Source organism: Noviherbaspirillum pedocola, from assembly GCF_016632335.1.
Taxonomy (GTDB): Bacteria; Pseudomonadota; Gammaproteobacteria; order Burkholderiales; family Burkholderiaceae_D; genus Noviherbaspirillum_A; species Noviherbaspirillum_A pedocola.
The window spans coordinates 1-25,567 of the sequence record NZ_JAEPBG010000031.1; the positions used below are offsets into that span (position 1 = coordinate 1).

The window sequence follows — 25,567 nt, forward strand, 5'->3', positions numbered from 1 at the left end:
TTCCCATAATTCATCCGGCAAGCGCCATCCGTCGTCCTGCTTGACCATGCCCATGATGTCCTCCATCAAAAACACTGGCTTGGACAAGCATTACTTCAATTCTTATCCCTACTGGAATAGGCTCTTACTACCTCTATTGCGAAAGGAAGCGGGTCGAGTGGATGGTCATCGCCGCACGCTCTCCGGTGGACCGAAGTTACGATCGCTTGCTATTCAAGGACATTGTTCCCGGCATGGGGTATGTGCCTTTCAAACATGTCGGCAACATTCCGCACCGCGTGATGGCGCTTGAAGTGCAGAAGGCCCGAGATATCTGGCTGCAGGCAAAGCATCCGCTATTCGAATTCATGGCACAAACCAGGCACGAGGACATCGATATTGGCACTGGCGTTTAGCACTTGTCGTCGGTTTCGCTCCGTTCGATAACGCAATATTTCGACGCCGTGGTTTGCTTGCCCAAAAGAGCATTGCGAAGGACTGTTTCGCCAGTCCGGACTGTTCGGCCGCCGGAACGCCTTCGCATCGAAACCGCCCTGGCCGACGTGAGTCGCCGCGCAGGGCTGACGAGTGAGGATGTCGCGGTCCTCGAGCAGGCGGGCCGCCAGAAAGCGGCTGAGCCGCTCAGCCGGCACCAGGATCATCAATCCCTGGGAAAGGGCGCACTGATTTCCGATCGGATCAAGGATGCGCACTGCCACGGGCGGAACGTAAATCCGTTGCCGCAATTGCCCTTGTTATAATCCCCCGCCATCCACGCTCTCCGCGACGCTTCCTTGAAACGCGCCATCGCCCTTGTCGCCTTTGCCTTCCTGCTGCTGTCGCAGCAGCTCGGTCTTGCGCATGCGATCTCGCATCTTTCCACGCGCGCGGAGTCGGGCAGCGTGCAGAAGAAGTCACTGCCGCCGGAACTGCAGTGCGAGCAGTGCCTGCATTTTTCGGCTCTTGGCTCGGGCCTGCCGGGCACGCCTCCTACGCTGGTGCTGCATGCCTTGACCGATGCCCCTGCGGCATTGCCAACATCACCCGCTCTTCTTCCGGCCGCAACCCGCGCCTTCGATTCGCGCGCGCCTCCCGCCTCGTTCTGAATCCGCAGAAGCGCGCGGCCGGCATTGCCCGGCCGCGTCCCTCCATTCCCATTCAGAACGAACATGTTGAAACGACGCCTCATGGCGGCGGCCATTGCCGTCGCCTTCGCTCCGTTGCCCGCGCTGGCGGCGAGCAAAGACGATATCGCGCAGCTGCGCGCGGAAATGCGCAGGATGAAGGCCGAGTACGAGTCCCGCATCGGCGCGCTGGAGCAGCGCCTGCAGCAGGCCGAAGCGAAAGCGGCAACGCCCAGTTCCGTCGCCGCTTCGCCGGCCCCCGTACCTTCCGCTGCGCCTGGTACACAAGCCGTCGCGCAGTCCACACCCGCCGCACCCGCCGCACCCGCCACAACCGTCGCGCCGGCGGCAAGCTCAAGCACCGCGGCGGCCATCCTCGCGGCATCGGCCATGCCCGCGCAGCCTGCCGCCATGCCGGCGTCCGCGGCAGGGGCGAATGCCTTCAATCCGGCCATCTCCGCCATTCTCGGCGGCACCTATGCGAACCTGTCGCGCGATCCGAAGCAGTACCGGCTGCAGGGCTTCATGCCGGGCGGTGAAGACATCGGGCCGGGCAGCCGCAGCTTCAGCCTCGGCGAGTCCGAAGTGGCGCTGTCGGCCAATATCGATCCGACCTTCTCCGGCCAATTGATCTTTGCGCTGGCCGGCGACAACAGCGTCTCGGTCGAGGAAGCCTTTGTCCAGACCAAGGGACTCGCCAATGGCCTGAACCTGAAGGCGGGCCGCATGCTTGCCGGCGTCGGCTATCTGAACAGCATCCATGCGCATGCCTGGGACTTCGTCGATGCGCCGCTGGCCTATCAGGCTTTCTTCGGCGGCCAGTACCGCAACGACGGCCTGCAACTGAAGTGGCTGGCCCCGACCGAGCGCTATCTGGAACTCGGGTTCGAAGCCGGCAACGGCGGCGCCTTTCCCGGCAACGACCGCAACAAGAATGGCTTCGGCTCGGCGGCGTTGTATGCGCATATCGGCGACGACATCGGCGAATCGGCCAGCTGGCGCGCCGGCATTTCCTTCCTGCATACCGGCGCGAAGGACCGGGCCTATACGGACGTGGACAGCAGCGGGGCTGCGGTGTCCAACAGTTTTTCGGGACATGCGAACCTCGTGATCGTCGACGGCGTCTACAAGTGGTCGCCGAACGGCAATGCCACGCAAACCAACTTCAAGCTGCAGGGCGAGTATTTCCGCCGCCGCGAAAGCGGCACGCTGGCTTTCGATACGACGGGCAACGGGCAGACCGGCGCTTATGCCAGCGCGCAATCGGGCTGGTATCTGCAGGGCGTCTATCAATTCATGCCGGCCTGGCGCGCCGGCCTGCGCTACGACAGGCTCAGCTCGGGCACGCCGGACATCGGCCTGGTGTCTTCCGGCGCATTGAGCGCGGCGGACTTTTCGCAGCTGTCGGCCTACAACCCGAAGCGCCTGTCCTTCATGGTCGACTGGTCGCCATCCGAGTTCAGCCGCATCCGGCTGCAACTGGCGCAGGACAAGTCGCGTCCCGGCACGAACGACAACGAAGTTTTCCTGCAATACATCATGAGTCTCGGCGTGCATGGCGCGCATACCTTCTAGGAGTCGACGATGAAACGCTACTTGATGACGATGGCGGCCGGCGTCGCGCTGGCAGCATCCTGCGCCGCGCATGCCGCAGTCAATGTGCTGGCCTGCGAACCGGAATGGGCGGCGCTGGCCACGGAGCTGGGCGGGGACAAGGTCAAGGCCAGCAGCGCCACCAGCGCGCTGCAGGATCCGCACCGCATCGAGCCCAGACCCAGCCTGATCGCGCGCACCCGCAATGCCGACCTGCTGGTATGCACCGGGCTCGAGCTGGAAATCGGCTGGCTGCCGGTGCTGCTGCAGCAATCGGGCAATGCCAAGCTGCTGCCGGGCCAGCCGGGCTATTTCGAGGCCGGCATGCTGGTGCCGCGACTGGATGTGCCCACGCGCCTGGACCGCGCCGAAGGCGATGTGCATGCGGCCGGCAATCCGCATATCCAGCTTGATCCGCGCAACATCGCCACCGTGTCGGCGGCGCTGGCGCAGCGGCTGGCGCAGATCGATCCGGCCAATGCGGCGACCTATCAGTCGCGCCAGGCGGACTTCGCCAGGCGCTGGAACGCGGCCATCGCAAAATGGAGCGAGCAGGCCGCGCCACTGAAGGGCGCGGCCATCGTCGAGCATCACAAGAATATGGAATACCTGATGAACTGGCTCGGCATGCGCGCGGTCGGCACGCTCGAGCCCAAGCCCGGCGTGGAGCCGTCCGCAGCGCACCTGGCCGAGCTGGCGGCGCAGCTGCAGCGCACGCCGGCGAAGATGGTGGTGCGCGCGGCTTACCAGGACGCGCGCGCTTCGCAGTGGTTGTCCGAGCATGCGCATATCCCGGCGGTGACGCTGCCGTTCACCGTGGGCGGCGATGATGCAGCCAAGGACTTGTTCAGCCTCTTCGACGACACCGTGCATCGTCTGCTGGAGGCCAACAAGTGAATCCGGAAGGCCTTGATCTATCCATCATTGCGCCGGCCTTCGCCGCTGGTGCGCTGGTGCTCGCCACCCATGTGCCGCTCGGCGCGCAGGTGTTAAAGCGCGGCATCGTGTTCATCGACCTGGCGATTGCGCAGATTGCGGCGCTGGGCGTGATCATCGCCGGCATGGCCGAGCTCGAAGCCGGATGGATCGTGCAGCTTGCCGCGGCAAGCGCCGCGGTGCTCGGCGCCCTGCTGCTGACCTGGACCGAGCGGCGCTGGCCGGAGGTGCAGGAGGCGCAGATCGGCGTGGTGTTCGTACTGGCCGCGACCGGCAGCCTGCTGCTGCTGGCGCACAATCCGCACGGCGGCGAGCATTTGCGCGACCTGCTGGCCGGGCAAATCCTCTGGGTGCGTTTTGACCAGTTGCTGCTGCCGGCGATAGCGACCATCGTCATCGGCTTCCTGGCATTCCGCTTCGAGGGCCGGCTGCCACGCGTGGCCTTTTACCTGCTGTTCGCGCTGGCAGTGACGATCTCGGTGCAGTTGGTTGGCGTGTATCTGGTATTTGCCAGCCTGATCGTGCCGGCGCTTGCCGTGCGCAATTACCCGGCAGGCAGGCGCATCGCCATCGCTTTCGCCGTGGGCATCGCCGGTTATGCGCTCGGGCTGGTGCTGTCGCTGGTGTATGACTTGCCGTCCGGCGCGCTGATCGTATGGTGTCTGGCGGCCCTGGCGATGCTGGTGCATGCATGCGGGCCGCGCGCAGGCGTGGCACGCTGATCCGCATCCCGACGTCTTCGAAAGAGAAAGGCGGAACTGCCGCATCGGGCAGTTCCGCCGCATCCATGCAGGTCGCGGGTCAAACCTGCGTCACTTCACCCTGTCGATGCAATCCGCTTACAGCGGTGTTGCCACACCCTGCTGTTTCGGCGTGTATGGCGTGTAGAACATCGCGCCCGCCCAGGCCGGGGTGCGCACGTTGTACAAGGGCGCGCCGCTGGTGTAGTTCGCGCCGTCATGCCAGTCGCCGCTGCCCTTGTACTGGGCCACTGCCGGGTAGGGATACACCGGACGCGACGCCGTCACATTGCCCGCGGTGTCGGTGCGGTAGCTCATCACCGAGTCCGGCGCATTGCTTTGCTCCACCCAGCCCGTGATCTGCGATACCAGGTCGATGTTGGCCAGGCCTTCGCCGCCGCCGCAGTGGCCCACGCCCGGCACCAGGTACATGCGTGTGAAGCCGTCGACGGTGGACTGGCCCATCGTGTTCTGCATCGCTTCATAGTACGCAATGGTGTAGCGCGGCGAGATGTGCTGGTCGGCCCAGCCGTGCCACAGGATCAGCTTGCCGCCGGCCTTCTGGAAGGCAGACAGGTCCGGGTTGGTCGCGTCATACAGTGGATGATTCGGCGCCAGATAGGTGCTGTAGAAGCTGGCATCGGTATAGCCGAAGTTGTCGATCGTCGGCATGGTCGGGCTACCGGTAAAGATCAGGTTATAGGCGCCGGTGACGATGTTGTAGCTGAACACGCCGCTGGATACGGCGACCGGGGCGCCGGTCGAGGTCGATGTGCTCGGCACTTCAACGCCGACCCAGTTGCCTTCGGAGCCGGGCAGCGGCCGGCCGATCTGCATGCGCTCGCGCGTGGTCGCGTCCAGCGGGCCGCCATAGATTTTGCCGGCCGCGGCGACTTCGGCTGGGGTCAGGCAGGCGCTGGTATCAAGGGCGCCGGTCGCGCAGGCGATCGAAGCGGGGTCGAAGCTGCAGGCGCGCGGATCGGAGATCAGGCCGTCGGGCGTATCGCCGCAGGCGGCGAGCACGGCCCGGTGCAGCACGGCGATCTTGTCGGCATACAGCACCGAATTGCCGCTGCTGTTGCCGGTGGTGCTGTTGGACACCACGCTCCAGCCATGGAACACGGAGTTCTGGATCTGGAAGTGGGCTGCGGGCGCGCCGGCGACGATGCCGTTGTAATCATTTGGATAGCGTTGCGCGGCCATCAGCGCTTCGCGGCCGCCATCCGAGCAGCCGACGAAATAGGAATACTTCTGCGCCTGGCCGTAGTAGGCCTTGATCAGCTTCTTGGCCGCGAGCGTGGTGATGTGCTGACCGCGGTAGGCGAAGTCCGCCTGCTGCTGTTCATTCGTGGTCCAGGCCGTGCCGTTGCCGGAATGACCCATGTCGGTGGCCGCGGTCACGAAGCCGCCCTGCTGCACCAGCGGACAGTTGTAGGTGAAGGAAAACGCGCTCTGCCTGGTCGGATCGCTGAGATTGCCGCACAGGCCGCCGCAGCCGAGTTCGGCAAAGCGCTGGGTCCAGGAGCTGACCGGCAGCGCCACCTCGAAGGTGTTCGACGGTGCCAGCGTGCCCTTCACGGCGCACATGCTGATGGTATTGCCGTTGATCGTGGTCGTCGTCACTGCGGCCGAGGTAATGGTGCTGCCCGCGCCGCCGATATCGGTCAGATCGACCGATGCCAGCTGCGCGCAGTCCATCACCGGCTTGACCACTGCCAGCGCGGTCGCTGCTGCCGTCGCGCTGGTGCTGCCCGCGCCGGTGCTGGCGCTGTCGTCGCTGCCGTTGCAGGCGGCAAGCAGGGCGGCGCTGATGCAGAGTGCCGACAGTGCAGGCAGCCCGAAGCGGCGTTGCAGCAATGACGTGGGCATGCCCAGAGGTTCATGAACCCTCATGTTGTCTCCTTCTTCTTGATGAAATTTGGTAAGGCCGAGTATGCGCACGCGCCCCCGATGGAGGGTTGCGTCCTGCCCCTCTCGCCGTTGCCATTTGCTTATCGAAAGAATGTCGGAGAACGGGACTTGGGTTGATCCGAAGGGCGGCCGGCGCGACAGCGCTTCGGATCAGAGGGTGGGGCGTCGATTAATTGACCACTAGCACGCCATGCATGGTCGGATGCAATCCGCAGGTGTAGGGAAACACGCCCCGATGCTCGGCATGCAGGCGCCATGCGCCGCCTGGGGCGATGGGCTCGGAAGCGAATTCGCCGTGATCCGCGACGATGGTATGCGGGAAGAAATCACGGTTGTTCCAGACGATCTCATCGCCAACGCGTGCTTCGATGGTTTGCGGCGCGAAACGCATCGCATCGATGACGACCTCCTGGCTCGCGCCTGCGCTTGATGCGAGTGGCATCGACAACAGCGTGCAGGCCGCAGCCAACGGGAAGAAGCGCACGGGGGAAGGTCGGCGGAATAGCATGGCGTGCCGCTACTTCTTGCTCAGATCCGCCTGCAAATGCTTCGCATGCTGCAAATGGTCATCGATGGCGGGCCTGACCTTGACGATCAGGTTCTTGAGCTCGGCATTCTTCGCGTTTGGGATCAGCGTGTTGTCGATCGCATCGAGCACCGTCTGGTGATACGCGATTTCATGTTCCACATAGGCGTTGTCGAACGCCGCGCCCTGCAAGCCCTTGAGGCGCGAGACGTTCGCCGCGCCACCCTGTTGCAGCGATTTGCTGACATCGCTGGATTCGGGCGTCAGCGCGAGCTTTTTCGCCAGCGCCGAAGCCTGCTCATTGACGCCGCCATGGTCGGTGACCATGCGCTGCGCGAAAGCCTTTACTTTCGGATCCTGCGCCTTGGACTCGGCGAGCTTGCCGGCATCGATGTCGACGCTGTTGGCGGCAACGACGATGCCGGCGATCTGCGCATCGTTGGGTGCGCGCGTATCGGCATGGGCCAGCGATGCGCAGAGCAGCACGCATCCTGCGGCGATCCGGGGTAACAGCTTGTTCATGGCAGTTCTCCTTTTCGACAGTGAAATGAAACAGCCGGGCCAGGGCTTATTCCGGCTCGGCGCGCAGGCGCCGGATGACGGCTGTGACGATGCGGTCGCAGCGCGCGCCATCGAAGCCGAAGGCATCTCCGGTGGCAAAGTCGATCTGGCTCTCCAGCGCCTGGCGCAGCAGCGCGCGGGCGCGAAAGAAGCGGCTGCGCACGGTGGCTTCCGGGATGTCGAGGCAGGCGGCGACTTCTTCGACGCCCATTTCCTCCACCGCGCGCAGCATGAACACCGTGCGAAAGTTTTCGGGCAAGCCATCGATGCTTTTCTCCAGCACCGCGCGCATCTGTGATCGCAATACCGCTTGCTCAGGCTGCTCGCCAGCCGTCTGTTCCATCTCGGCTTCCTCCATGTCGTCGGCAGCTTGGCCCTGCAGCTGGATCACCGTCGCGCGCCGCTTGCTTTTGCGCGATCGTGCGATCGCTTCATTGACGACGATGCGGGTGAGCCAGGTTTTGAGCGATGCATCGCCGCGCCATGAGGCGATGCCGCGATAGGCCTGCAGATAGGCATCCTGCAGCGCATCTTCGGCTTCGGCGTCGTCGCGCAGGATGCTGCGCGCGGTGCGGTACAGCGGCCGGTTCATGCGCCGCATCAGCAGCGTGAAGGCCTGCTCGTCGCCGCCGCGTATCGCTGCGGCCAGGTCGGCATCGGAACGGTTCGCGTTTTGCGTCACCGCCGCTTGGGTAGGCATCGTCTCTCTCCTTGTGCGTTCATGACATTGGATGAAACACGCCCGGTTGGCGTTCCCGCTTGCGTACCAGCGCATCAGAAAGGCAGCGCCAGCTTCAGCACCCAGGCATTGCGGGTCTGCCGGGCCGCGCTCCAGGTCAGCGCCAGCCGGGCGCGCGCGACGCCGGCCGACAGTCCTACGCTGAAGTCCGGGCCGCCGGCATGGTAGACAGCGAGCGGCGCGGGATGGCGCGCGGTATGCAGATAGCCGGCATGCATTTCCGCACGCATCGTGCGCCCCAGATCGCTGGCGGCATTGCATTCCGCATACAAGGTGGCTGTACCCGCGCCGAAGTAGTTTGGAGATGCCGACAGGCGGCCGCTGAACACGGCGCCGGTGAAGCCAGCGTAGGCTTCGAGGTAATCATAGGCGGCGGCCCCGGGGAAGGCCGCCGCGACGATGCCGCCGTCCCAGGCGAGGCCGGAACGATCGCGCGCGGCGCGGCCGGCATAAGTCAGCAGTTGCACATGGGCGCGGTACTCCCCGCGCAGATCGATGCCCGAGATGAAGCCACCGGCATACCAGCCATTCGACGCATCCACGCCCAGGTGCAGTTGCGGCTCGGCCCTACCATGGCTGAGCGTCGCGCCGCGATAGCGGTAGTCGGAGACAATGGCCATGCTGCCGTCGACTTGAGCCAGCGCCTGGCCCGCGGCCATCGCCCCCGCGGCCAGCAGCATGCGGCGCGCGATGCGCTCAGTGCTGCGCTCAATGCCGCCCATCGTCGGGCGCACGGGACGCAATGCAGGAGCAGGCGCAAGCCTGGCCGACCCGCTGAAGCGCGGCGCAGGCATCCACCTGGCCTGCCGTGCCCGACATGGCCTGCCTTGCCTGGCGCGGCGTCAGCTCGGGCCGCAGCTGGGTGAGCAGGGCAAGCAATCCGGAAACATGGGGCGCGGCGAAGGAGGCGCCCGAAACGAAGCCGAAACGCGCCCCGGGCAGGGTGCTTGGCACATCCTTTGCCGGCGCGAGCAGCACGCGCGCGCGCATGGCCTCGGGTATAGGCGCGCCGGCAACTGCGATCGCCGCGGGATGCGATGCCGGAAAGCCGCCGTCAGGCAATTGCACATCAGCCGCAGCCACCAGCTTGATGCCGCGCGCCGCCGCCTGATCGAGCAATTCGCGCAGCAGTCGGTCTTCCGGTCCGGCAAGACTCAGATTGATGACCTGCGCGCCGCGCAATATCGCCGCCTGCAGCGCCTTGGCCAGCGTGAAGCTGTCGCACGCGGTGCCGCCGTCCCGCTGTTGCCAGCATGCACGCAGCGCGTAGAGCCGCGCCGCCGGCGCGATGCCGGCGATGCCCATGCCATTGCCCTCGCGTGCCGCAATGATCCCGGCGACCGCGGTGCCATGCGCCTCCGCACCGGGCTTGCCGTCATCGACGAAATTCTCTTCCCATGCGACCTGGCCTTCCAGGTCCGGGTGCGCGGCATCGACGCCGCTATCGATGACGGCCACGGACACGCCGCGGCCGGTCGCCGTCTGATGCAATCGGGACAGCTGCCACAGCCGTGCGGCCGGCTGCAAGGGATAGAGCGGGTCGCTGCTGCCGTCGGCTTCCATCGCATGGAAGCGCTGTACCGGCTGGGTCCACTCGACGCGCAGATCCCGCGACAGCGCGTTCGCCAGGCTGGCGGCGCGCTTCGCGTCGAGCGGCTTCAGCACGAAGCAGTGCAGACCAAGCACCGGCATGGGCCAGTCGTCGGCCAGCGTGAACCCATGGTCTCGCGCCAGGCCTGCCGCGATGCGGCGCTGTGCATTCCAATCGGCGGCGCCATAGCCGGCAGGCCCGGCATCGGGTCGGAAATGCGGCGGCGGCGCTTTCAGCATCACCAGCAGCCGCACCGTTCCCGGCTCCAGCGGGATGCCCGGCGCGGCGGCCTGTCCCAAGGCGCAGCCGGCCAGCGTCAGCGCGAGTCCGAGCGCGATGAGCATGCGGCGCGGCCAGGGCTTCAATGGCCGCCTCTCGCGTCCAGCGGCTCGGCCATGGTCACCCTTGGCTCGCGGCGCAATGCCACCAGCGCCTGCTCTTGCGTGCCGCGCTCGACCCGGAGCACATAGGCGTCGGCCGCGGTCGGCCCATCCGCGAGGCGCGCGCCGCTCGCGCGCAGAATCTGCCGCAGCTCTTTCTCGCTGGTATCCGGCCGAAAGGCCACGACGATATCGCCGTCGCCGCCGCCGCCGGTGCGGCCGAGACCGTGATAGCGCGGCGCGAGGCTGGCCGGCAGGATGGCGAACGCCGCGATCAGGGCGGCAGCGCCGGCCAGAGTCCAGTGCGTCCACGAGGGGCGGCGCAACGTCCGGGCGGGACCCGGCGCTGCCTGCGCTGGCGCATGCAGCCGCGAGCGCAAGCGCTGCCAGGCTACATCCGCATCCGCGCCAGGGCCCGGATGGCGTGCCGCATCTACGCTCAGCCTGCGCTGTAGGTCCAGGTCGGCGCGGCATTGCTGGCAATGCCGCAGATGCCGTTCCACGTGCTGGCTTTCGAGCCGTTCCAGCGCGCCGGTGGCGAACCAGGGCAAGAGCTCCTGCGCCGCCTGGTGCTCCGCATCTTCATTCCGCAATGGCTTCTTCTCCATCAGCGCGCCTCCGCCCTGTCGCCCAGCAGAACTTCCAACTTGCGCCGTCCATGGAACATGCGCGATTTCACCGTGTTTACCGGGCATTCCATGATCGCGGCGATCTCGTGATAATCCAGCCCGTGAAAATAGGTGAGGCAGACCACCGCGCGCTGCTCGAAGGGCAGGCAGGACAAGGCCTGTTCCAGGCGCTGCCGCAACTCCTGCCGCTGCGCCGCTTCTTCCGGCTCATCGCGGCTGTCGTCCGGCATCAGCTCGACGTCATGGTCGATGGGATCGTCGAAGGCGCGCAGGGCCTTCATCGCCTTGCGCCATGCGATTGCGAATATCCAGGTCGACAGCTTGCAGCTGCCGTCGTAGCGGCCGGCGCTGTTCCATACCGCTAGCATGGTGTCGTTCACGACTTCCTCGCACAGGCTCGGACGGCGGATCGCACGGTCCAGGAAGCGCATCAGCCGTGGAAAATAGCGGCGATACAGCAATTCGAAGGCATGAAGATCACCGTCGCTTGCCAGATGCAGCAGCCGCGCTTCATGTTCATCGTCCGAGGCCGTCGGGGTGCCGCTTCGGCTGGCCCTCTTCCACATCCCGGAATCTCCATCGTCGACGGTATATGCCCCGATCGCCGCAATCGGTTCAATCGCATCAATTGGCGCGTTGCCGCCGCGATTCCGACTGTGCCGAGTCATTATGCAAAACCTCCGGGCGGCGAGGCTGCGATAACGCAAAGCGCCATGCGTAGCGAAAAAGCGCGCCATGTAAAGCGCCGTCGACGCCATGCTTGATCCCGCCCAACCCCCACGCGGCGTGTCGCCGCGGCCTTGAACCGCCAGCCGTGCTTTGCGCATATACGGCAGGTGCGGCTGCGCAGGCCGCGCTTCTCAACCGGACTTCTCAACTGGATTTCTCAACCGGACTTCGCTTTGGAGCGCCATCATGAAGACACATTCATTACAACGAGCTCTCGTTCGACTGTGCATGCTCGCCGCTCTGGCCGCGGCGCAGTCTGCGCATGCGGCGGGGGACTTTTATGAGCAGCGCAACCTGGTATCGAATGGCGGCGTTGCCGCCGCGAACACCGACCCGAATCTGGTCAACGGCTGGGGGACTGCCTTCAATCCCTTCGGTTTTCTCTGGGTTGCCGACAACGGCACCGGCGTTTCGACGCTGTATGACGGCGCCGGCAAGCCGCAAACGCTCGTGGTGCAGATTCCTTCGCCCACCGGCGCCAGCGGCGGTACGCCCACCGGCATCGTGTTCAACGGCTCGTCGGACTTCGCGGTGACGCGGAACGACAAATCCGGGCCGAGCCGCTTCCTCTTCGCAACCGAGGACGGGGTCATTGCCGGCTGGGCGCCGAACGTGGATCCGACTCACGCGATCAAGGTCGTGGACAACTCCGCATCCGCGGGCGCGGTGTACAAGGCGCTGGCGCTGTCGGCCGATGGCGCGGGCAGCAAGCTGTATGCGGCCGACTTCCATAACAATCGCATCGATGTCTTCGATGCCGGCTTCAAGCCGGTGCAGCTGGCGGGCAGCAACTTTTCCGATCCGGGTCTGCCGGCCGGCTTCGCGCCCTTCGGCCTGCAGGCCATCGCCGGGAATATTTATGTCTCGTATGCGAAGCAGGATGCGTCGGGTCACGACGAGGTTGCGGGCCGGGGCCTGGGCTATGTGAATGTCTTCGCCCCGGATGGCAGGCTGATCAGGCGTCTGGTCTCCGGCGGCAAGCTCAATGCGCCCTGGGGCATGGCTTTGGCGCCGGCCGGCTTCGGCCGGTTCGCCGGGCGCCTGCTGGTCGGCAACTTCGGTGACGGTACCCTTCATGCCTATGACTTCGCCAGCGGCCGCTTCGTCGGCACGCTCAAGGATGCCGGGCGCCGTCCGCTGACCATCGATGGTCTCTGGGGCCTGGCGTTTGGCAATGGCTTTCAGAATCAGCCGGTCAACACGCTGTTCTTCGCGGCCGGGCCGAATGATGAAAAGCAGGGGTTGGTCGGACGCATCGATGTGGCGCCTGACGAAGGGCATGACGACGACGAGGCGGCATCGGAGTGAACGGGCGGCGCATCGCGTTCGGTGCAAACAGGCAGGCATTCCCGTCACTCGGCATGTGACCAAGTACGTATTGCCGCTCCGGGCCGGCGTGCCAACAATCGGCATGGTGCGGCGCAGTGCGCGCCGCGCTTTATCTGATTTCCATTGCAAGGAGGCATGCCGATGAAAGCCGTACACTCGCTGATCTTCTCCGCTGTGGTGGTCCTGCCAGCCGCTCACGCCCAGGATGACCAGCGCACGACAACCATGAAGACCACACCAGGCGCTGGAAGCGCCGTTCAGACGACGCGCGTCAGCGCGCAGATCGTCCGCCTCGATCCGGGCACCCGCACCATCGATTTAAAGCAGCGCAATGGTGAAGTGGTCGAGATCAAGGCAGGCGAAAGGGTGCGCAACTTCGATCAGCTCCGCGTCGGCGACATGGTCAATGCGGAATACGAGGAAGCGGTGTCGCTGGAACTGAGGAAAGGCACCGCGGGCATACGCGAGCGGGTAGAGAGCGCAAACGCGTCACAAGCGGAACATGGCGCGACACCGGGCGCTTCGGCCGAGAAGAGAGTCATGGTGCTGGCCGATGTGGTTTCGGTCAACATGAAGGACCAGAAGGTCAAGCTGCGCGGTACGCATGGCACTTTCGATGTCAAGGTAAGAGACCCGGAGCAGTTGAAGCTGGTGAAGAAAGGCGACCAGGTAGAGATCAACTACCGGCAGGCGATGGCGATTTCGGTGAATCAGCAGCCGAATGGCGCCATGAAATGAGCGCTCGCTGAAGAAAGCGGTTCGCGCCTTGCGGTGGCGCAGAATCGGAGTGATGCCACTCGCTTGGAGCGGCTTTTCAGAGCGATGCGCATTGATGAGGAATGCCGGGCACCGTGTCCGGCATTCCTCGCCTCAGGATTTGCTGTCATGCGCATTTTGAATCTCGACGCTCGCTCTGCTGCGCCATGCCGGAGGCGGACTTTCCTGCGTCCTTGCTCGGCATGGCTGGCGCTCGCATGCGCTGCCTGGGGCGCTCCGCTGCAGGCAGCCGAATGGGGGCATGGCGGTGGCGCAGGCCTGGGGCACGGCGCGGGCCCGGGCGGCGGTTTCGATCACGGGCATCCTGGAGGGATGCAGCCTTTGCCGCGCCATGGCAGTCACGACGGGCATGACGGTCACGAGGGGCACGAGGGGCATGGTGGACACGGAAGCCATGGCGCGGTGATCATCGTGCCGCCGCTGCTCGGCGTGCCGTTTTATGCCTATCCCTGGCCGGAAGCGGCGCCGCCGCCGATGGGCTTCATCGGGCGGGACGAGAATGGCAATACGGTCAGCTACTGGTACTGGTGCGACAATCCCGCCGGCTACTATCCCTATGTCCAGACTTGCCTGTCAGGCTGGAGAGCGGTGCAGCCGGGTTCCTATTGAACCGGGTATGGGAGCGGAGCATGACCGACTTCGTCAACACGGCAAACCGCTATGGCCGGGTGGCCATCCTGCTGCACTGGGCCATGGCGGCCCTGCTGGTCGGACTGATTTTGTTGGGGCTTTACATGGTTGCCCTGCCGGAAACGGGATACGACATGAAGAAGATCAGCCTGATCCTGCTGCACAAGGAGCTTGGCATCCTGGCCTGGCTTCTTGCGCTGGTCCGGGTCGCATGGCGCAGCGTCAATCCCTTGCCCGCGCTCGAACCCGGCATCCCTTTCTGGCAGCGGTGCACGGCGCGCTTCGTGCATCTGCTGTTGTATGCGCTGATGTTCTGCTTGCCACTGAGCGGCTGGCTGATGTCGTCCACGGCCGGGATTCCGGTGTCCTTCTTCGTCCTCGTCACGCTGCCGGATTATCTGCCGCGCGATGAGCGCTGGTTTCATGCGCTGGTCAGCGTGCATGGATTGCTCGCCGACGCTCTCATGCTGCTGCTGGCGCTGCACGCGGGCGCCGCGCTCGCGCATCACTTCCTGTTTCGCGATGCCACGCTGATGCGCATGCTGCCGGGCCGGAACGGCTTGCATGGATATGGCGGCAGGGAAGGACCATGAAAACGCCGGAATGGGACGCGACGAAGCCGCGCAGCGCCGAAGCCTGGGCCTGGTATGCGTTTGCGCTGTGCCTTCTGGCCCTGCTTGGCGTCGGCTACGTCTGGTATCGGCACGGGAATGCGCAGTACGCGTCGTATCAGGTGCATACCGGCGATGCCGTATCCGGATTGCTGGTCGATGCGCCGGTGGAATTCCACGGCGTGGAGGTAGGGCATGTCGCGCGCATCAGTCTTGCCGGGCCGCGTGAAGTGGACATCGTGCTCAGCATCCGCAAGGGAACGCCGATCAGCGCGGCTACGCTGGCGACCGTCACCTCGCGCGGACTGGCGGCCCGTGGCTTCATGGGCTATGTCTACATTGCGCTGGAGGATGCGGGAGACAGTCGCGGGCCGCTGGCGCTGCATCCCGTTTCGCATCTGCCGCTGATTGCCGCCGGGCCATCCCGTTCCAGCGACGTGGATACAGCCATCAGCACGGTCGATGCGAATGTGCAGATCCTGACGGCGCTGATGGAAGCCACGCTGAGCCGCGACAACCTTGGCGCGCTCGATGCGTCGCTGCGCGACCTGGAACGCGTGACCGCCACGCTGGCAGCCAACAGCGACAGGCTGAATGCGATCCTGGCCAATGCGGATCGGATGAGCCGCGATGCCGTGCCCCTGATGGCGGCGGGCACGGAGTCGCTGCGCACGATGCGTGCCGAGCTGCTGCCCCAGGCCAACCGGATGCTGGCCGATATGCAAGCCGCCTCGAAAACGCTCGCCGCCGCCGCTGACAGGCTGCAGCGCAATCCATCGCTGTTGCTGCGCGGCGCTGCCGTGCCGCTGGGACCGGGAGAGCGCGATGGCAAACCCTAGCAGGCTGCTGAAAAACTACTGCGCGTGCCGATCTCAGTGTCTGCGGTGCTCACCGTACTACTCGTACGGTTCCGCTCCTCGACCCCAATCTCGACTCGCTCGCTACGTTGTTCAACAGCCTGCGCGCAAGCTGTTGAAAAACTGCTGCGCGTCGCTATGCCTGCTGCTTGCCGCTTGCGCGCCGCTGAGCCCGCAGAAGCTCGATATCCAATTGGAGACGCTGGACCAGCTGCCGGCGGAAGTGCCGCATGGAAGGGCAGGGGCAGGAGCTGCGGTGCTGCTGGTGCTGTCGCCGGATGCCGAGGCGCCCTACGATACCGCGCGCATGGCGTATGTCGAGGCGCCGCATCGCTTCGGCTACTTCGGCAGGCATGAATGGGCGGCTGCGCCGGCACAGATGCTGCTGCCGCTGTTGCTGAGAACGATGGTGCAAACGCATGCCTTCAACGCGGTGCTGGCGCCGCCTTCCTCCTCGGCTTATGGCTATGCGCTGCAGGTCCGCATCCTGGAATTGGTCCAGGATTTCCGTGCCGATCCGGCGCTGCTGCGCCTGACATTGCATGTGCAGCTCCATGAAAGCGCTTCGAACCGGGTGCTGGCTGCGCGAGAGATCGCGCTGCGCGAAACCATGAGCGACAAGACCCCGAGTGCCGGCGTGGAAGCGGCGAACCGGGCGACGGCAAGCGCGTTGCGCCAGATTGCGGACTTCGCGCTGCGGGAAGCTGGCCCTGCAGCCGGAGCATCGACGCGCGCCGGCTGCTCCTGCGCGAATGCGCGATCGCTTCATTAACGACGATGCGGGTGCGCCAGGTTTTGACGTTTCGGGTACGACATGCTTGCCGGCGCCCGGGAAAGAACATGCTGCCGCGCAGCGGCGACACGGTTGTCGCGCCGGCTGGTGCCGCCACAGCTGGTGCTGCCGCAATGCTAGGACTTCAGGAAATCCAGCATGATGCGGTTCAGCGCCTCGGCATGGGTTGCAGCGAAGCCATGCGGCGCCCCGGGCAGCACCTCGAGGCGGCTTCCCGCGATCATCTGATGCGAGCGCTTGCCGGCCACATCGATGGGCACGATGCGGTCGGCGTCGCCATGGACGATGCAGGTTGGTATGTCGAACTTGGCCAGATCGGCGCGGAAATCGGTTTCGCCGAAGGCAACGATACATTGCTGCGTGCCGAGCGGCGATGCGCCCCAGGCGATCCACTTGGTGAAGCCGAGCAGGTCGGCGCCGGCGCCGGGAGCCAGGTTGTAGAAGTTCGGAAAGAATTCTTCGAAGAACGCGATGCGGTCGCGCTTGACGTTGGCGAGCATGCCGTCGAAGACCGACTTGTCGACGCCTTCGGGATTGTCCGCTGTCTTCATCAGGAAGGGCGGCACCGCGCCGAGCAGCATCGCACTCGACAGCCTGTCGGTGCCGTAGCGGCCGATATAGCGCGCCACTTCGCCACCGCCCATCGAAAAGCCTGCCAGCGTTGCGTCGCGCAGATCGAGCTGCGTCATCAGGTCGTTGAGATCGGCGGCGAAGGTGTCGTAGTCATAGCCGCCAGTGGGACGGCCGGAATCGCCGAAGCCGCGGCGGTCATAGGCAATGCAGCGAAAGCCGGCTTCGGACAGCGCAGTGATCTGGCTTTCCCACATCCTGTGGGAGAGCGGCCAGCCGTGTATCAGCACGACTGGCCTGCCTTGCCCCTGTTCGTAGTAGTACAGCTCGGTTGAATTGGCGCCGGTGGTTTTGATGCTGGGCATGGCTGTTCCTTTCACAGTGGAGGGTTGAGACGAACCCATCAGCTCGCACTGTGACAAGCCGGCGCAAATTTCGTTCTGCCAGCCGACAACGCGTGTGGTCCGTCACACGCGACTACATGAACGACTCCGGCACAGGGTTCAGCGCGTGCTGGGAACCTCGGTGTTCTTCGTTCCTTCGGATTGCGCGCCCGATTGCTTCAGCTTCTGGTTCGCCTTTTTCTTTTCCTTGCTGTAGTCCTGCTTGGAAATGGACTTGTCCTTCTTGTATTCCTTTCGCGCCTGCGACTTCTCTTCGCGGTTTTCGATGAAAGGATCCTTGCCGGTGCCGCCGCCACCGCCGCTCTGCATTTGGCTTCCTCCCATGCCGGTCGGTCCACCGCCAGCGGTCTGGGCATAGACGATGCCGGAAGCGGCGATGGCACAAAGGGCCAAGAGGGGTTTGGTGAGATTGAGCATGGGTTTTCCTTTGAGTATGAAGAGAAGCGGCTGCGTGAAAAATCTACGCATGCCGATTGCAATGTATTTTTTTCCTCCCCACCGTTCTTGAGCATCCTCAAGGACGGGAACTGTGGGCTTGCGAAGGGCGATGCGAAGCGCTCCAGCGGGGCCGTGACCGCTGGATTCCTGCGTAGAATGCCGGAGCCGACGATTGCATCTTCAACCGTGCTTCCACTCTGTACACCATGCATGACCAACCCGCTCCCGCGCCGTGGCAGCCCAAGCCGCTGACCATCGCGATTCTCGACAGCGATGAATTTCTTGCCGACAGCCTGTGTGATCTGCTGCGCAAACGCGGCTTTGCCGCCAGCGCCTATTACGACATGGTGTCCTTGCTGCAGGCCCATGATGGCGGCGCCTTCGATGCCTATGTCATCGATAGTCTTGCCGACAGTCAGCCCGGCTCGCATGCGCTCGAAGACCTGGTCACATCGATACGCACCGGCAGGAACGCCGATGCGCCGATCTTCATGCTCGGCAACCAGACGGCGCCGGAGACGGATGCGCGCTTGGGCGACCTGCTGATGCGGCAGCGCCTGCGTTATCTGCTGCGGCCGATCAAGCTGTCCTATCTGGAGAAACGCGTTGCCGAAGCAGTCATGGAGCGGGCCGGGCTGTGACGATGTGAAGCAAGCCCTTGCCGCTCTTGTTCGCCCATGCGCAGGAAGCCATGGTCAGGTCAGGCGAAAGAATGCATTGCGCCACGGAACGCGCGCAACCGATCGGCATCGAAACCGGGAAAGGAGCACAGCATGCGACAGGCATCGTCACATCATCCGCATACAGGCGCGTCGGGGATGAGCCGCGCCGAATTCCTGCGCCTTGCCATGGCCGGCGCGATCGGACTTGGCATCGGCGCTTCCGCCCGCGACGGCAATGCATCCGCTCCACAGGGCATCAGCACACGACTGCACACCCGCGTCATCCCCTCCAGCGGCGAGCGCTTGCCCGTGATCGGGGTCGGCACCTGGCAAACCTTCGATGTCGGCGCCAGCCCGGCCGAGCGCCAGCCGCTGCGCGCCACATTGGAGGCGCTATTCGCCGCCGGCGGCTCGGTGGTCGACAGCTCGCCGATGTATGGCCGCTCGGAAGCCGTTGCTGGCGACCTGCTGGCCGAGATGGGCGCGCGCGATAAGGCTTTCATCGCCACCAAGGTCTGGACGCGTGGCCGCGAGGAAGGCATACGGCAGATGCGGCGTTCGATGGATTTGCTGCGAACCGAGCGCATCGACCTGATGCAGATTCATAACCTGCTCGACTGGCGCACGCATCTCGCCACGCTGCGCGCCTGGAAGGAGGAGGGCCGCATCCGCTATCTCGGCATCACGCATTACACCGCCAGCGCCTTCGCCGACATGGAAGCGGTGATGCGCGCGGAACAGCTCGATTTCGTGCAGTTGAATTATTCGCTGGACGACCGCGAAGCCGAGGCGCGTCTGCTGCCGCTGGCAGCCGAGCGCGGCATCGCGGTGATCGTGAACCAGCCCTTCGGTGGCGGCGGCCTGTTGCGCAGCCTGGTGCGAACGCCGCTGCCGCCCTGGGCCGGTGAGATCGGCTGCGATAGCTGGGCGCAGGTTTTGCTGAAGTATGTGCTCGGCCATCCGGCGGTCACCGTCGCGATACCGGGCACCGCGCAGCCGCGCCACATGATCGATAACTGCCGCGCCGGCATCGGCGTGCTGCCGGATGCCGCGATGCGCAGGACCATGGCGGCATGGTGGGCGCAGCGCTGAGGATAGGTGATGCGGGCCGCATCGGATGATCGATGTCCGTAGGTTGGGCGCAGCCCACGCGGCCAGCGGCATGCGGAGAGACGCGTGGGCTGCGCCCAACCTACGAGACCGGCCCGCCTATCCTCAGCGCGGCAGCAATCTGTCGAAGTCGTGGTCCAGCCGCGCCAGCGCCGCGTCGATCGCGCCGCGTCGCTCCGCGATCCATGCCCGTTGCTGCGCCAGGCGCGCATCGGCTGCCTTCAGCATGCGTTCCATCTCGGCCGGCTGCGGTCCGCCGACGGTGGCGCGATGCTTCACGATCGCCACCGGATCCAGCGCTGCGCGGAACTGCGCCTCGGTCATGGGCAACTCCGCCGGGCCGAAGCCTTCTCTCGATTCCGCATAGATGCGCTTCGCTTCGCCATAGGGAAAGGCGCTCGGGCGGATGTCGTGCGCCTTCGCATAATCGACGATCTTCGATGCGAAGTGATGGCCGACGCGGAACGGTATGCCGTTGTTGCGCATGAGTTCGTCGGCCAATTCCTGCGATGCGGTCCAGTCGCTGTCGAGCTCGTCGAGCGCGCGCTGCGGATCGATCACGAGCGCGCTCATGATGCGCTCCCAGCGCTGCAGCACATCGATGGCGGCGGCCACCATCTGGCCATTGGTCTTTTCATCCTTCGCGTCATGCATGCCTGGCGGCAGATTGTGCGCGCGGATTGCCGGGCCCATCGCCAGCGTCAGCGCATCGGAAGCATGCTCGCGTGTCAGGTTCAACAGGCCCGGATTGCGCTTTTGCGGCATCGCGCTCGACACATAGGTGTTGCCGCCGCCTTCCTGCAGCAGTATCCACGGGCGGGGCTGCGCATACTGCGTCATCACGTCTTCGATGAAGCCGCCGGCATGCAGCGCAATGCTGGTGACGATGGACGCGGCCTCGACCGGCGCATCCACCGCGCTGATTTGCGCGGCGTCGTAAGCATTGTCGACGATGGCGCCAAAGCCGAGATAGCCGGCCATGCGCTTGCGGTCCAGCGGCCAGCTGCTGCCGTTGAGCACGGTGGTGCCCATCGGCGAGCGGTCGAGCCTGGCATAGGCTTCGCGGATGCGCTCGGCATCGCGGTCCAGGCCCGCTGCGATGCCGAGCAGGTAATGGCCATAGCTGTTCGGCTGCGCCGCCACGCCGTTGGTGTAGTTCGGCACGATGGTGTCGCGCTGTCGCCGCGCCTGCATCACGACGGCGGAAGAGGTCTTGTCGAGCTGCGCGGCGAGGTTCAGCAATGCTTCGCGCAGCATCGCCGCGCGCACGGTGGAAAGCATGTCCTGGCTCGAACGGCCGGCGTGGATCAGCGTGGCTTCCTCGCCGGCGACCGCAATGAGCAGCGGCTCGAAGGTGATCACCAGTGAAGGCCGCTTGCCGCCGGGCTGGTTGCCGTCGGCCAGCACCTTGCTGATGCCAGAGGCGATGCGCGGCGCGAGCGCGCGGTCGAGCAGGCCTTCGTCGGCGTTGATGACGGTGGAGGCCTTGTTGATTTCGCCCAGCCAGTAGAAGGCGTCGTGATTGGCGCCGGTTTTCGCGGCGCCGACGTCGGCGGCTTGGGCCGATGAGGCCAGCAGCAACAGGCCGCAAAGCCCGGCTCTGGAAACTGCTCTTGTCATGATGCGGTGGATCGTCACATTGTCTCCCGAAGGTTGAAAGGCCCGCGCGGCGTGCCGTGCGGGCCCGGATTCGAAGCGGCGCCGTCCTTACTGCGTGGAGCAGGAGAAGCTTGCGGCGAGATTCGGATCGGCGCCGCCGCCCTTGTATTTCGGCCAGGAAGGATAGCGGCAAAGCGGCCGCGCCGCCGTGCCGGCCGGCGATGTGTCGACGGCGGCTTTGGTCTGGGTGTTGACAGCGACGATGTTGTTGGCCGGTTCGGTGCCGGCTTCCACCCAGCCCGACAGCAGCGCCAGGCTATCGAAGGAAGGAATGAAGGGCCCGGTGCCGCCATGGCCGTTGCCGGGAATCAGATAGAAGCGCACCGCGGCATCGATGCCGGATTGACCGTACTTCGCCACCAGCTGCTGGTAGTAAGCAATGGAAGAATCGGTGCTCACCACCTCATCGGCCGTGCCGTGCGTCCAGATGATCTTCCCGCCCTTGGCGAAGAAGGCATCGAGGTTGGTGCTGGTGGCATCGGTCAGCGCCGACACATCGACGATGCGCTGCTGCCAGGCGCCGGGGTTGGCGGGATCAACGGTCAGCGTATTGAAGGAAGCATTGCGGGTGATGAAGTATTTCATCCACTGGTCGCCGGTGATGTAGGCATTCGGCGAGTTCGACGACGCGGCCAGATAGTTCGGCGCGGTGGGGCCGGTGGCATTCGGGCCGAAGTTGCGCGAAGCCGAATACGGCGGGCCGAACACCATGCCGGCCAGGATGTTGTAGCCGCCGTAGCTGGTCACGCCATTGGCCAGCGCATAATTCAGCGCCAGCGGATTGGCCATCGCCGTGACGGTGGCGAGCTGCGCATCCGACAGGCAGGTGTTGCCGGTGTCGGCGCCGCCGGCGCAGCGCAGGCTGGCAAGGATGGCGCTGGACTGCGCCTTGCATGCGGCAACGTTGCTGATAATGCCGTCCTGCGCGCCATCGAGACCGTCGCAGGCGTTCATCACGGTGTTGAGGAGCAAGGTGGTCTTTACGGGATTGATCCAGCCCGCGCCATTGTTCAGGAACAGCGAGCGGCCAAGCTGCACATTCGATAGCCGCAGGCCGGTGTAATTCAGCGCGGGCCGGTTGATGAAGATGCCGTCGTAATCCTGCGGCCAGTTCTGCACCATGGCCAGCGCGTCGCGCCCGCCGGTGGAACTGCCGATGAAATACCCCTTTAGCGGCTTGTCGACCTTGTACAGGCTCGTCATCAGCGCCATCGCGACATCATGCGTTTTCTTCAGGCTTTGCCGCCCGTAGTTCGCGAGCGCTTCATCGTTCGCCGCGAAGGAGCCGTTCGTGATGCCGCCGACATGGCCCGAATCGTCGCCGAACGTGGCGTAGCCGAGCGCGAGCGGCGTGGCGCTGGAGGCCGGCGCGAAGTCCATCGGATCGAGCCCGGTGATCAGTACGCCGTCGAAGCCGCCGCCGCCGACATGGACGAATTTCCCGTTCCATTTGACCGGGAGGTTGATTTCGAAATGGATCACCGGCGCGGCGCCGTCCACCGGCTGCACCGTGCCGAGCACCTTGCAGAAGTCGCCATTGAGATTGTTGGCGTCCGTGGCCGCGACGAGTGCGGCCGAAGTGAATGTCGCGCCGCCACTGGGCAGCGAGATGCTGCTGGCTGGGATGCTCGTCGCGGTCAGGCCGGAGCAGACGCTGCTGCTCAGCACGGCCGGCGCAAACGTCGGCGACGTCGGCGTGGTAGTCGCAGGGGGTGTTGCCGTCGTGGTGTTCGTGCTGGCCGGGTGGTCATCCGAGCCGCCGCACGCGCTCAGGCAGGCGAGCAGGCCTGCAGCGGCAAGCAGGCCGGGCAAGCGCGCAAGCCGCGGCGATGAGGCGCGCATGGCGCCGCGGTCGGGGAAGGTCGTGGTCATATCGTCTCCGAGAGATGCGGGTCGCCGGAATGGGCCCGCGCCGGTTTCTCTGTCCGGTTGCATCGGACTATAGCCATCGCACCTGTATATGTAAAATATGCAATTTCCAGGTTTGCCATACCTATTCGATATGGCGGAATGCTGCGCTGCGCGGCGGGAGACATGAATGGAACTTCGGCACTTGAGATATTTCATCGCCGTGGCGGAAGAGCGGCACATCACTCGCGCTGCTGAGCGCCTGGGCATGCAGCAGCCGCCGCTGAGTCAGCAGATCAAGCTGCTCGAGGCACAGCTCGGCTTTGCCCTGTTCAGACGACTGCCGCGCGGTGTCGAGCTGACTGAGGCCGGCCGCATGTTCCTGCGCGATGCGAAGGCGCTGCTTTCCGATCTCGATGCGGCGGCCGAGCGCGCCGCCCGCGCGGCGCAGGGCATGGAGGGCGCGGTCGCGATCGGCTTCACCACCTCGGCCGCGGCGCATTCCTATGCGCCCGGCCTGTTGCGCGCTTTCCGCAGCGCCTGCCCGCGCGTGGCGCTGCAGCTGAAGGAAGACAATGCGGGGCGGCTGACGGAGGCGCTGGTGGAAGGCAAGCTCGATGTGGCGCTGCTGCGCGCGCCGGTGACGCGCCCCGCCGGCCTGGCGTTTCACACCATCCTGCAGGAACCGCTTTTGCTGGCGCTGCCGGCGGATCACCGCCTGGCGGCGAGCCCGAAGGCGGTGTCGCTGCGCTTGCTGCAGGCCGAGGAATTCATCCTGGTGCGGCAGCCCGGCGCTTCCGGCATGTATTCGGATCTGCTGGCGGCCTGTGGGCAGCTCGGCTTCGTGCCGCGCATCGCGGCGGAAGTCGGCAGGATGCTGACCAATATCAGCATGGTGGCCGCCGGCCTCGGCGTATCCATCGTGCCCGCATCGATGCGGGGCTTTCACCCCGACCGGGTCGCTTACCGCGAGCTGTGCGACGCGCCCGGACTGGTCGCGCCCATGAGCCTGGTGTACCGCGAGGAAAACACCAACCGGGCGGCGGAAAACTTCATCGCGCTGGTGCGCGAGACGCCGCCGGAAACGCTGCAGTCGGCATCCGCGGCCCCATGAACCGCGGCTCAGAGCGCTTCGTCGGCGGGTCCGGGGCGCGGCTGTGCAACCCCTGTGCGCAGCGACAGCAAGGCCAGGATGCCGAGCCCGCACAGCAAGGCCAGCGGCGCGAGCGCGAGCCCATCGCCGCGTTGTTCTCTCAGCCAACCGCTCAGGTTCAGGATCAACCCGCCGCCGACCAGATTCGACACGGCGTTCACGCCGGCGATGCCCGCGGCCGCGGCGCGGCCCGAAAGACAGCCGGAGGTCATGGCCCAGAACGGTCCCTTGAAGGCATAGCTGCCGATGAGCGTCATGCACAGCCCGGCATAAATGCCCCCCGGGGCGCGCGCCAGCAGCGAAAGGCACAGACCGGCGCCGCACAGCAGCAGCGGGATGGCCGTATGCCAGCGCCGTTCCAGGCTGCGATCCGAGTGCCGGCCCCATAGCACCATCACCACCGTAGCGACGGCATACGGCGCCGCATTCAACAGTCCGGTCTGCATGACGCTGGCGCCGAAGGATTTCAGGATCTGCGGCTGCCACAGGTTCAGCACGGTGCCCGAAGCGGAAGCCGCGGAACATATCAGCGCCAGGCGCCAGAGCCGCGGCTCGCGCAGCAGTCTGGCCAGGCTTTCATGCCGGATCCCGGCGCGCATGCGCGACTCGCGCGCGATGCGTTGCGCAAGCCATGCGCGCTGGTCTTGTGGAAGCCAGCGCGCCTGCTGCGCGCTGTCGGCCAGAAGGAACAGGCAACTGCAGCCGAGCAGCAGCGGCAGCAGGCCTTCGGCCAGGAACAGCCATTGCCAGCCGCGCAGGCCGGCCGCGCCATCCATCTGCAGCAGCAGTGCGGAAAGCGGCGACGACAGGAAGGCGGAGGCGGGTATCGCAGCCATGAACATGCCGATGATCCTGGCCTGGTAAGCCGCCGGAAACCAGTTGCCGAGGTACAGGATGACGCCCGGGAAGAATCCGGCTTCCGCAGCGCCAAGCAGAAAGCGCATTGCGCACAGCGCGCCCATGTCCCTGACGAAGGCAGTGCCCATGGCTACCAGGCCCCAGCTGATCATGATGCGCGCAAGCCAGCGCCGCGCGCCGAAGCGTTGCATCAGCAGATTGCTTGGCACTTCGAACAGGAAGTACGCGATGAAGAACAGGCTGCCGGCCAGGCTGAACATGGCCGGGGACAGACCGAGGTCCTGATTCATCTGCAGCGCGGCCATGCCGAGGTTGCCGCGATTGATGAATGCGCCGAGATAGCACAGGATCAGGAAGGGCAGGATGCGCCGCGATACACGGCGCATCGTTTCCCGCTCCAGGGACGGCCTGGGATCTGCTGCCCGGCCGG

Annotated in this window: 27 protein-coding genes; 14 read left to right on the forward strand and 13 right to left on the reverse strand. The window is 65.3% G+C overall.

Going from position 1 to position 25,567, the window contains the following annotated elements; translation table 11 throughout:
- Positions 1–161 precede the first annotated feature (161 nt).
- From JJB74_RS30335 to JJB74_RS30355, 5 genes are all read left to right on the forward strand, one after another.
- Positions 162–395, forward strand: a complete 234-nt coding sequence (locus JJB74_RS30335; protein WP_200598304.1) for a hypothetical protein — start codon at positions 162–164, stop codon at positions 393–395.
- A 378-nt stretch (positions 396–773) separates the two neighbouring features.
- The gene (locus JJB74_RS30340) at positions 774–1,085 is read left to right on the forward strand and encodes a hypothetical protein (protein WP_200598305.1); all 312 of its coding nucleotides are present in this window, start codon (positions 774–776) and stop codon (positions 1,083–1,085) included.
- A 63-nt stretch (positions 1,086–1,148) separates the two neighbouring features.
- Positions 1,149–2,678 (forward strand): hypothetical protein, encoded by a 1,530-nt coding sequence (locus JJB74_RS30345; RefSeq protein WP_200598306.1) that lies wholly within the window; start codon positions 1,149–1,151, stop codon positions 2,676–2,678.
- 9 nt (positions 2,679–2,687) lie between these two features.
- Entirely contained in the window at positions 2,688–3,593 is a 906-nt protein-coding gene (locus tag JJB74_RS30350; RefSeq protein ID WP_200598307.1) for a metal ABC transporter substrate-binding protein, read from the forward strand.
- Complete coding sequence (locus tag JJB74_RS30355) at positions 3,590–4,354, forward strand: metal ABC transporter permease (RefSeq protein WP_200598308.1); 765 nt, start codon at positions 3,590–3,592, stop codon at positions 4,352–4,354. Before JJB74_RS30350 ends, JJB74_RS30355 begins: the two co-directional genes overlap by 4 nt.
- Positions 4,355–4,471: 117 nt before the next feature.
- Here JJB74_RS30355 and JJB74_RS30360 read toward each other — a convergent pair whose 3' ends face one another.
- The 8 genes from JJB74_RS30360 to JJB74_RS30395 all read right to left on the reverse strand — a co-directional run bounded on the left by JJB74_RS30360 (position 4,472) and on the right by JJB74_RS30395 (position 11,275).
- A complete protein-coding gene (locus tag JJB74_RS30360) occupies positions 4,472–6,265 on the reverse strand; it encodes a tannase/feruloyl esterase family alpha/beta hydrolase (protein ID WP_234484988.1) in 1,794 nt (597 codons plus the stop codon).
- A gap of 187 nt (positions 6,266–6,452) precedes the next feature.
- Positions 6,453–6,791: a cupredoxin domain-containing protein gene (locus tag JJB74_RS30365; RefSeq protein ID WP_200598309.1), complete on the reverse strand. Its 339-nt coding sequence runs from the start codon at positions 6,789–6,791 to the stop codon at positions 6,453–6,455.
- Between the two features lie 9 nt (positions 6,792–6,800).
- On the reverse strand, positions 6,801–7,331 hold the full coding sequence (locus JJB74_RS30370) for a DUF4142 domain-containing protein (RefSeq protein WP_200598310.1): 531 nt from the start codon (positions 7,329–7,331) through the stop codon (positions 6,801–6,803).
- 46 nt (positions 7,332–7,377) lie between these two features.
- The gene (locus tag JJB74_RS30375; RefSeq protein WP_200598311.1) at positions 7,378–8,070 is read right to left on the reverse strand and encodes an RNA polymerase sigma factor; all 693 of its coding nucleotides are present in this window, start codon (positions 8,068–8,070) and stop codon (positions 7,378–7,380) included.
- A gap of 74 nt (positions 8,071–8,144) precedes the next feature.
- Positions 8,145–8,843 carry a TorF family putative porin gene (locus JJB74_RS30380; protein WP_200598312.1) on the reverse strand — a complete coding sequence of 233 codons (699 nt, stop codon included), beginning with the start codon at positions 8,841–8,843 and terminating at the stop codon, positions 8,145–8,147.
- On the reverse strand, positions 8,818–10,065 hold the full coding sequence (locus tag JJB74_RS30385; RefSeq protein WP_200598313.1) for a S8 family serine peptidase: 1,248 nt from the start codon (positions 10,063–10,065) through the stop codon (positions 8,818–8,820). Before JJB74_RS30385 ends, JJB74_RS30380 begins: the two co-directional genes overlap by 26 nt.
- Positions 10,062–10,688 carry a zf-HC2 domain-containing protein gene (locus JJB74_RS30390; RefSeq protein WP_200598314.1) on the reverse strand — a complete coding sequence of 209 codons (627 nt, stop codon included), beginning with the start codon at positions 10,686–10,688 and terminating at the stop codon, positions 10,062–10,064. The genes JJB74_RS30385 and JJB74_RS30390 overlap by 4 nt, the downstream gene beginning before the upstream one ends.
- Positions 10,688–11,275, reverse strand: coding sequence for an RNA polymerase sigma factor (locus JJB74_RS30395; protein ID WP_200598315.1), 588 nt, complete (start codon positions 11,273–11,275; stop codon positions 10,688–10,690). Before JJB74_RS30395 ends, JJB74_RS30390 begins: the two co-directional genes overlap by 1 nt.
- 391 nt (positions 11,276–11,666) lie before the next feature.
- Here JJB74_RS30395 and JJB74_RS30400 point away from each other — a divergent pair, with 391 nt between their 5' ends.
- From JJB74_RS30400 to JJB74_RS30425, 6 genes are all read left to right on the forward strand, one after another.
- Positions 11,667–12,746 (forward strand): TIGR03118 family protein, encoded by a 1,080-nt coding sequence (locus JJB74_RS30400; RefSeq protein ID WP_234484989.1) that lies wholly within the window; start codon positions 11,667–11,669, stop codon positions 12,744–12,746.
- Positions 12,747–12,908: 162 nt separating this feature from the next.
- On the forward strand, positions 12,909–13,505 hold the full coding sequence (locus tag JJB74_RS30405) for a hypothetical protein (protein ID WP_200598317.1): 597 nt from the start codon (positions 12,909–12,911) through the stop codon (positions 13,503–13,505).
- 147 nt (positions 13,506–13,652) lie between these two features.
- Entirely contained in the window at positions 13,653–14,153 is a 501-nt protein-coding gene (locus JJB74_RS30410) for a hypothetical protein (protein WP_200598318.1), read from the forward strand.
- 20 nt (positions 14,154–14,173) lie between these two features.
- On the forward strand, positions 14,174–14,767 hold the full coding sequence (locus JJB74_RS30415; RefSeq protein WP_200598319.1) for a cytochrome b: 594 nt from the start codon (positions 14,174–14,176) through the stop codon (positions 14,765–14,767).
- Positions 14,764–15,624 carry an MlaD family protein gene (locus tag JJB74_RS30420; RefSeq protein WP_200598320.1) on the forward strand — a complete coding sequence of 287 codons (861 nt, stop codon included), beginning with the start codon at positions 14,764–14,766 and terminating at the stop codon, positions 15,622–15,624. The genes JJB74_RS30415 and JJB74_RS30420 overlap by 4 nt, the downstream gene beginning before the upstream one ends.
- Before the next feature lie 133 nt (positions 15,625–15,757).
- Positions 15,758–16,414 (forward strand): ABC-type transport auxiliary lipoprotein family protein, encoded by a 657-nt coding sequence (locus JJB74_RS30425; RefSeq protein WP_200598321.1) that lies wholly within the window; start codon positions 15,758–15,760, stop codon positions 16,412–16,414.
- Between the two features lie 137 nt (positions 16,415–16,551).
- Here the strand turns inward: JJB74_RS30425 and JJB74_RS30430 are convergent, their stop codons facing one another.
- Entirely contained in the window at positions 16,552–17,370 is an 819-nt protein-coding gene (locus JJB74_RS30430) for an alpha/beta fold hydrolase (protein ID WP_200598322.1), read from the reverse strand.
- A 138-nt stretch (positions 17,371–17,508) separates the two neighbouring features.
- The gene (locus tag JJB74_RS30435; RefSeq protein WP_200598323.1) at positions 17,509–17,826 is read right to left on the reverse strand and encodes a hypothetical protein; all 318 of its coding nucleotides are present in this window, start codon (positions 17,824–17,826) and stop codon (positions 17,509–17,511) included.
- A gap of 227 nt (positions 17,827–18,053) precedes the next feature.
- On the opposite strand from JJB74_RS30435, the gene JJB74_RS30440 reads away from it, so the two are divergent.
- Both JJB74_RS30440 and JJB74_RS30445 read left to right on the forward strand, forming a co-directional pair.
- Complete coding sequence (locus tag JJB74_RS30440; RefSeq protein WP_200598324.1) at positions 18,054–18,488, forward strand: response regulator transcription factor; 435 nt, start codon at positions 18,054–18,056, stop codon at positions 18,486–18,488.
- Positions 18,489–18,620: 132 nt separating this feature from the next.
- On the forward strand, positions 18,621–19,601 hold the full coding sequence (locus tag JJB74_RS30445; protein WP_234484990.1) for an aldo/keto reductase: 981 nt from the start codon (positions 18,621–18,623) through the stop codon (positions 19,599–19,601).
- A gap of 123 nt (positions 19,602–19,724) precedes the next feature.
- Here the strand turns inward: JJB74_RS30445 and JJB74_RS30450 are convergent, their stop codons facing one another.
- Together JJB74_RS30450 and JJB74_RS30455 are read right to left on the reverse strand one after the other, a co-directional pair.
- A complete protein-coding gene (locus tag JJB74_RS30450) occupies positions 19,725–21,239 on the reverse strand; it encodes an argininosuccinate lyase (RefSeq protein WP_200598325.1) in 1,515 nt (504 codons plus the stop codon).
- An 87-nt stretch (positions 21,240–21,326) separates the two neighbouring features.
- Positions 21,327–23,150: a tannase/feruloyl esterase family alpha/beta hydrolase gene (locus tag JJB74_RS30455; RefSeq protein ID WP_234484991.1), complete on the reverse strand. Its 1,824-nt coding sequence runs from the start codon at positions 23,148–23,150 to the stop codon at positions 21,327–21,329.
- Between the two features lie 166 nt (positions 23,151–23,316).
- Here JJB74_RS30455 and JJB74_RS30460 point away from each other — a divergent pair, with 166 nt between their 5' ends.
- Entirely contained in the window at positions 23,317–24,240 is a 924-nt protein-coding gene (locus JJB74_RS30460) for a LysR family transcriptional regulator (protein WP_200598326.1), read from the forward strand.
- An 8-nt stretch (positions 24,241–24,248) separates the two neighbouring features.
- Here JJB74_RS30460 and JJB74_RS30465 read toward each other — a convergent pair whose 3' ends face one another.
- Positions 24,249–25,523: an MFS transporter gene (locus JJB74_RS30465; RefSeq protein ID WP_234484992.1), complete on the reverse strand. Its 1,275-nt coding sequence runs from the start codon at positions 25,521–25,523 to the stop codon at positions 24,249–24,251.
- Between the last annotated feature and the right edge of the window lie 44 nt (positions 25,524–25,567).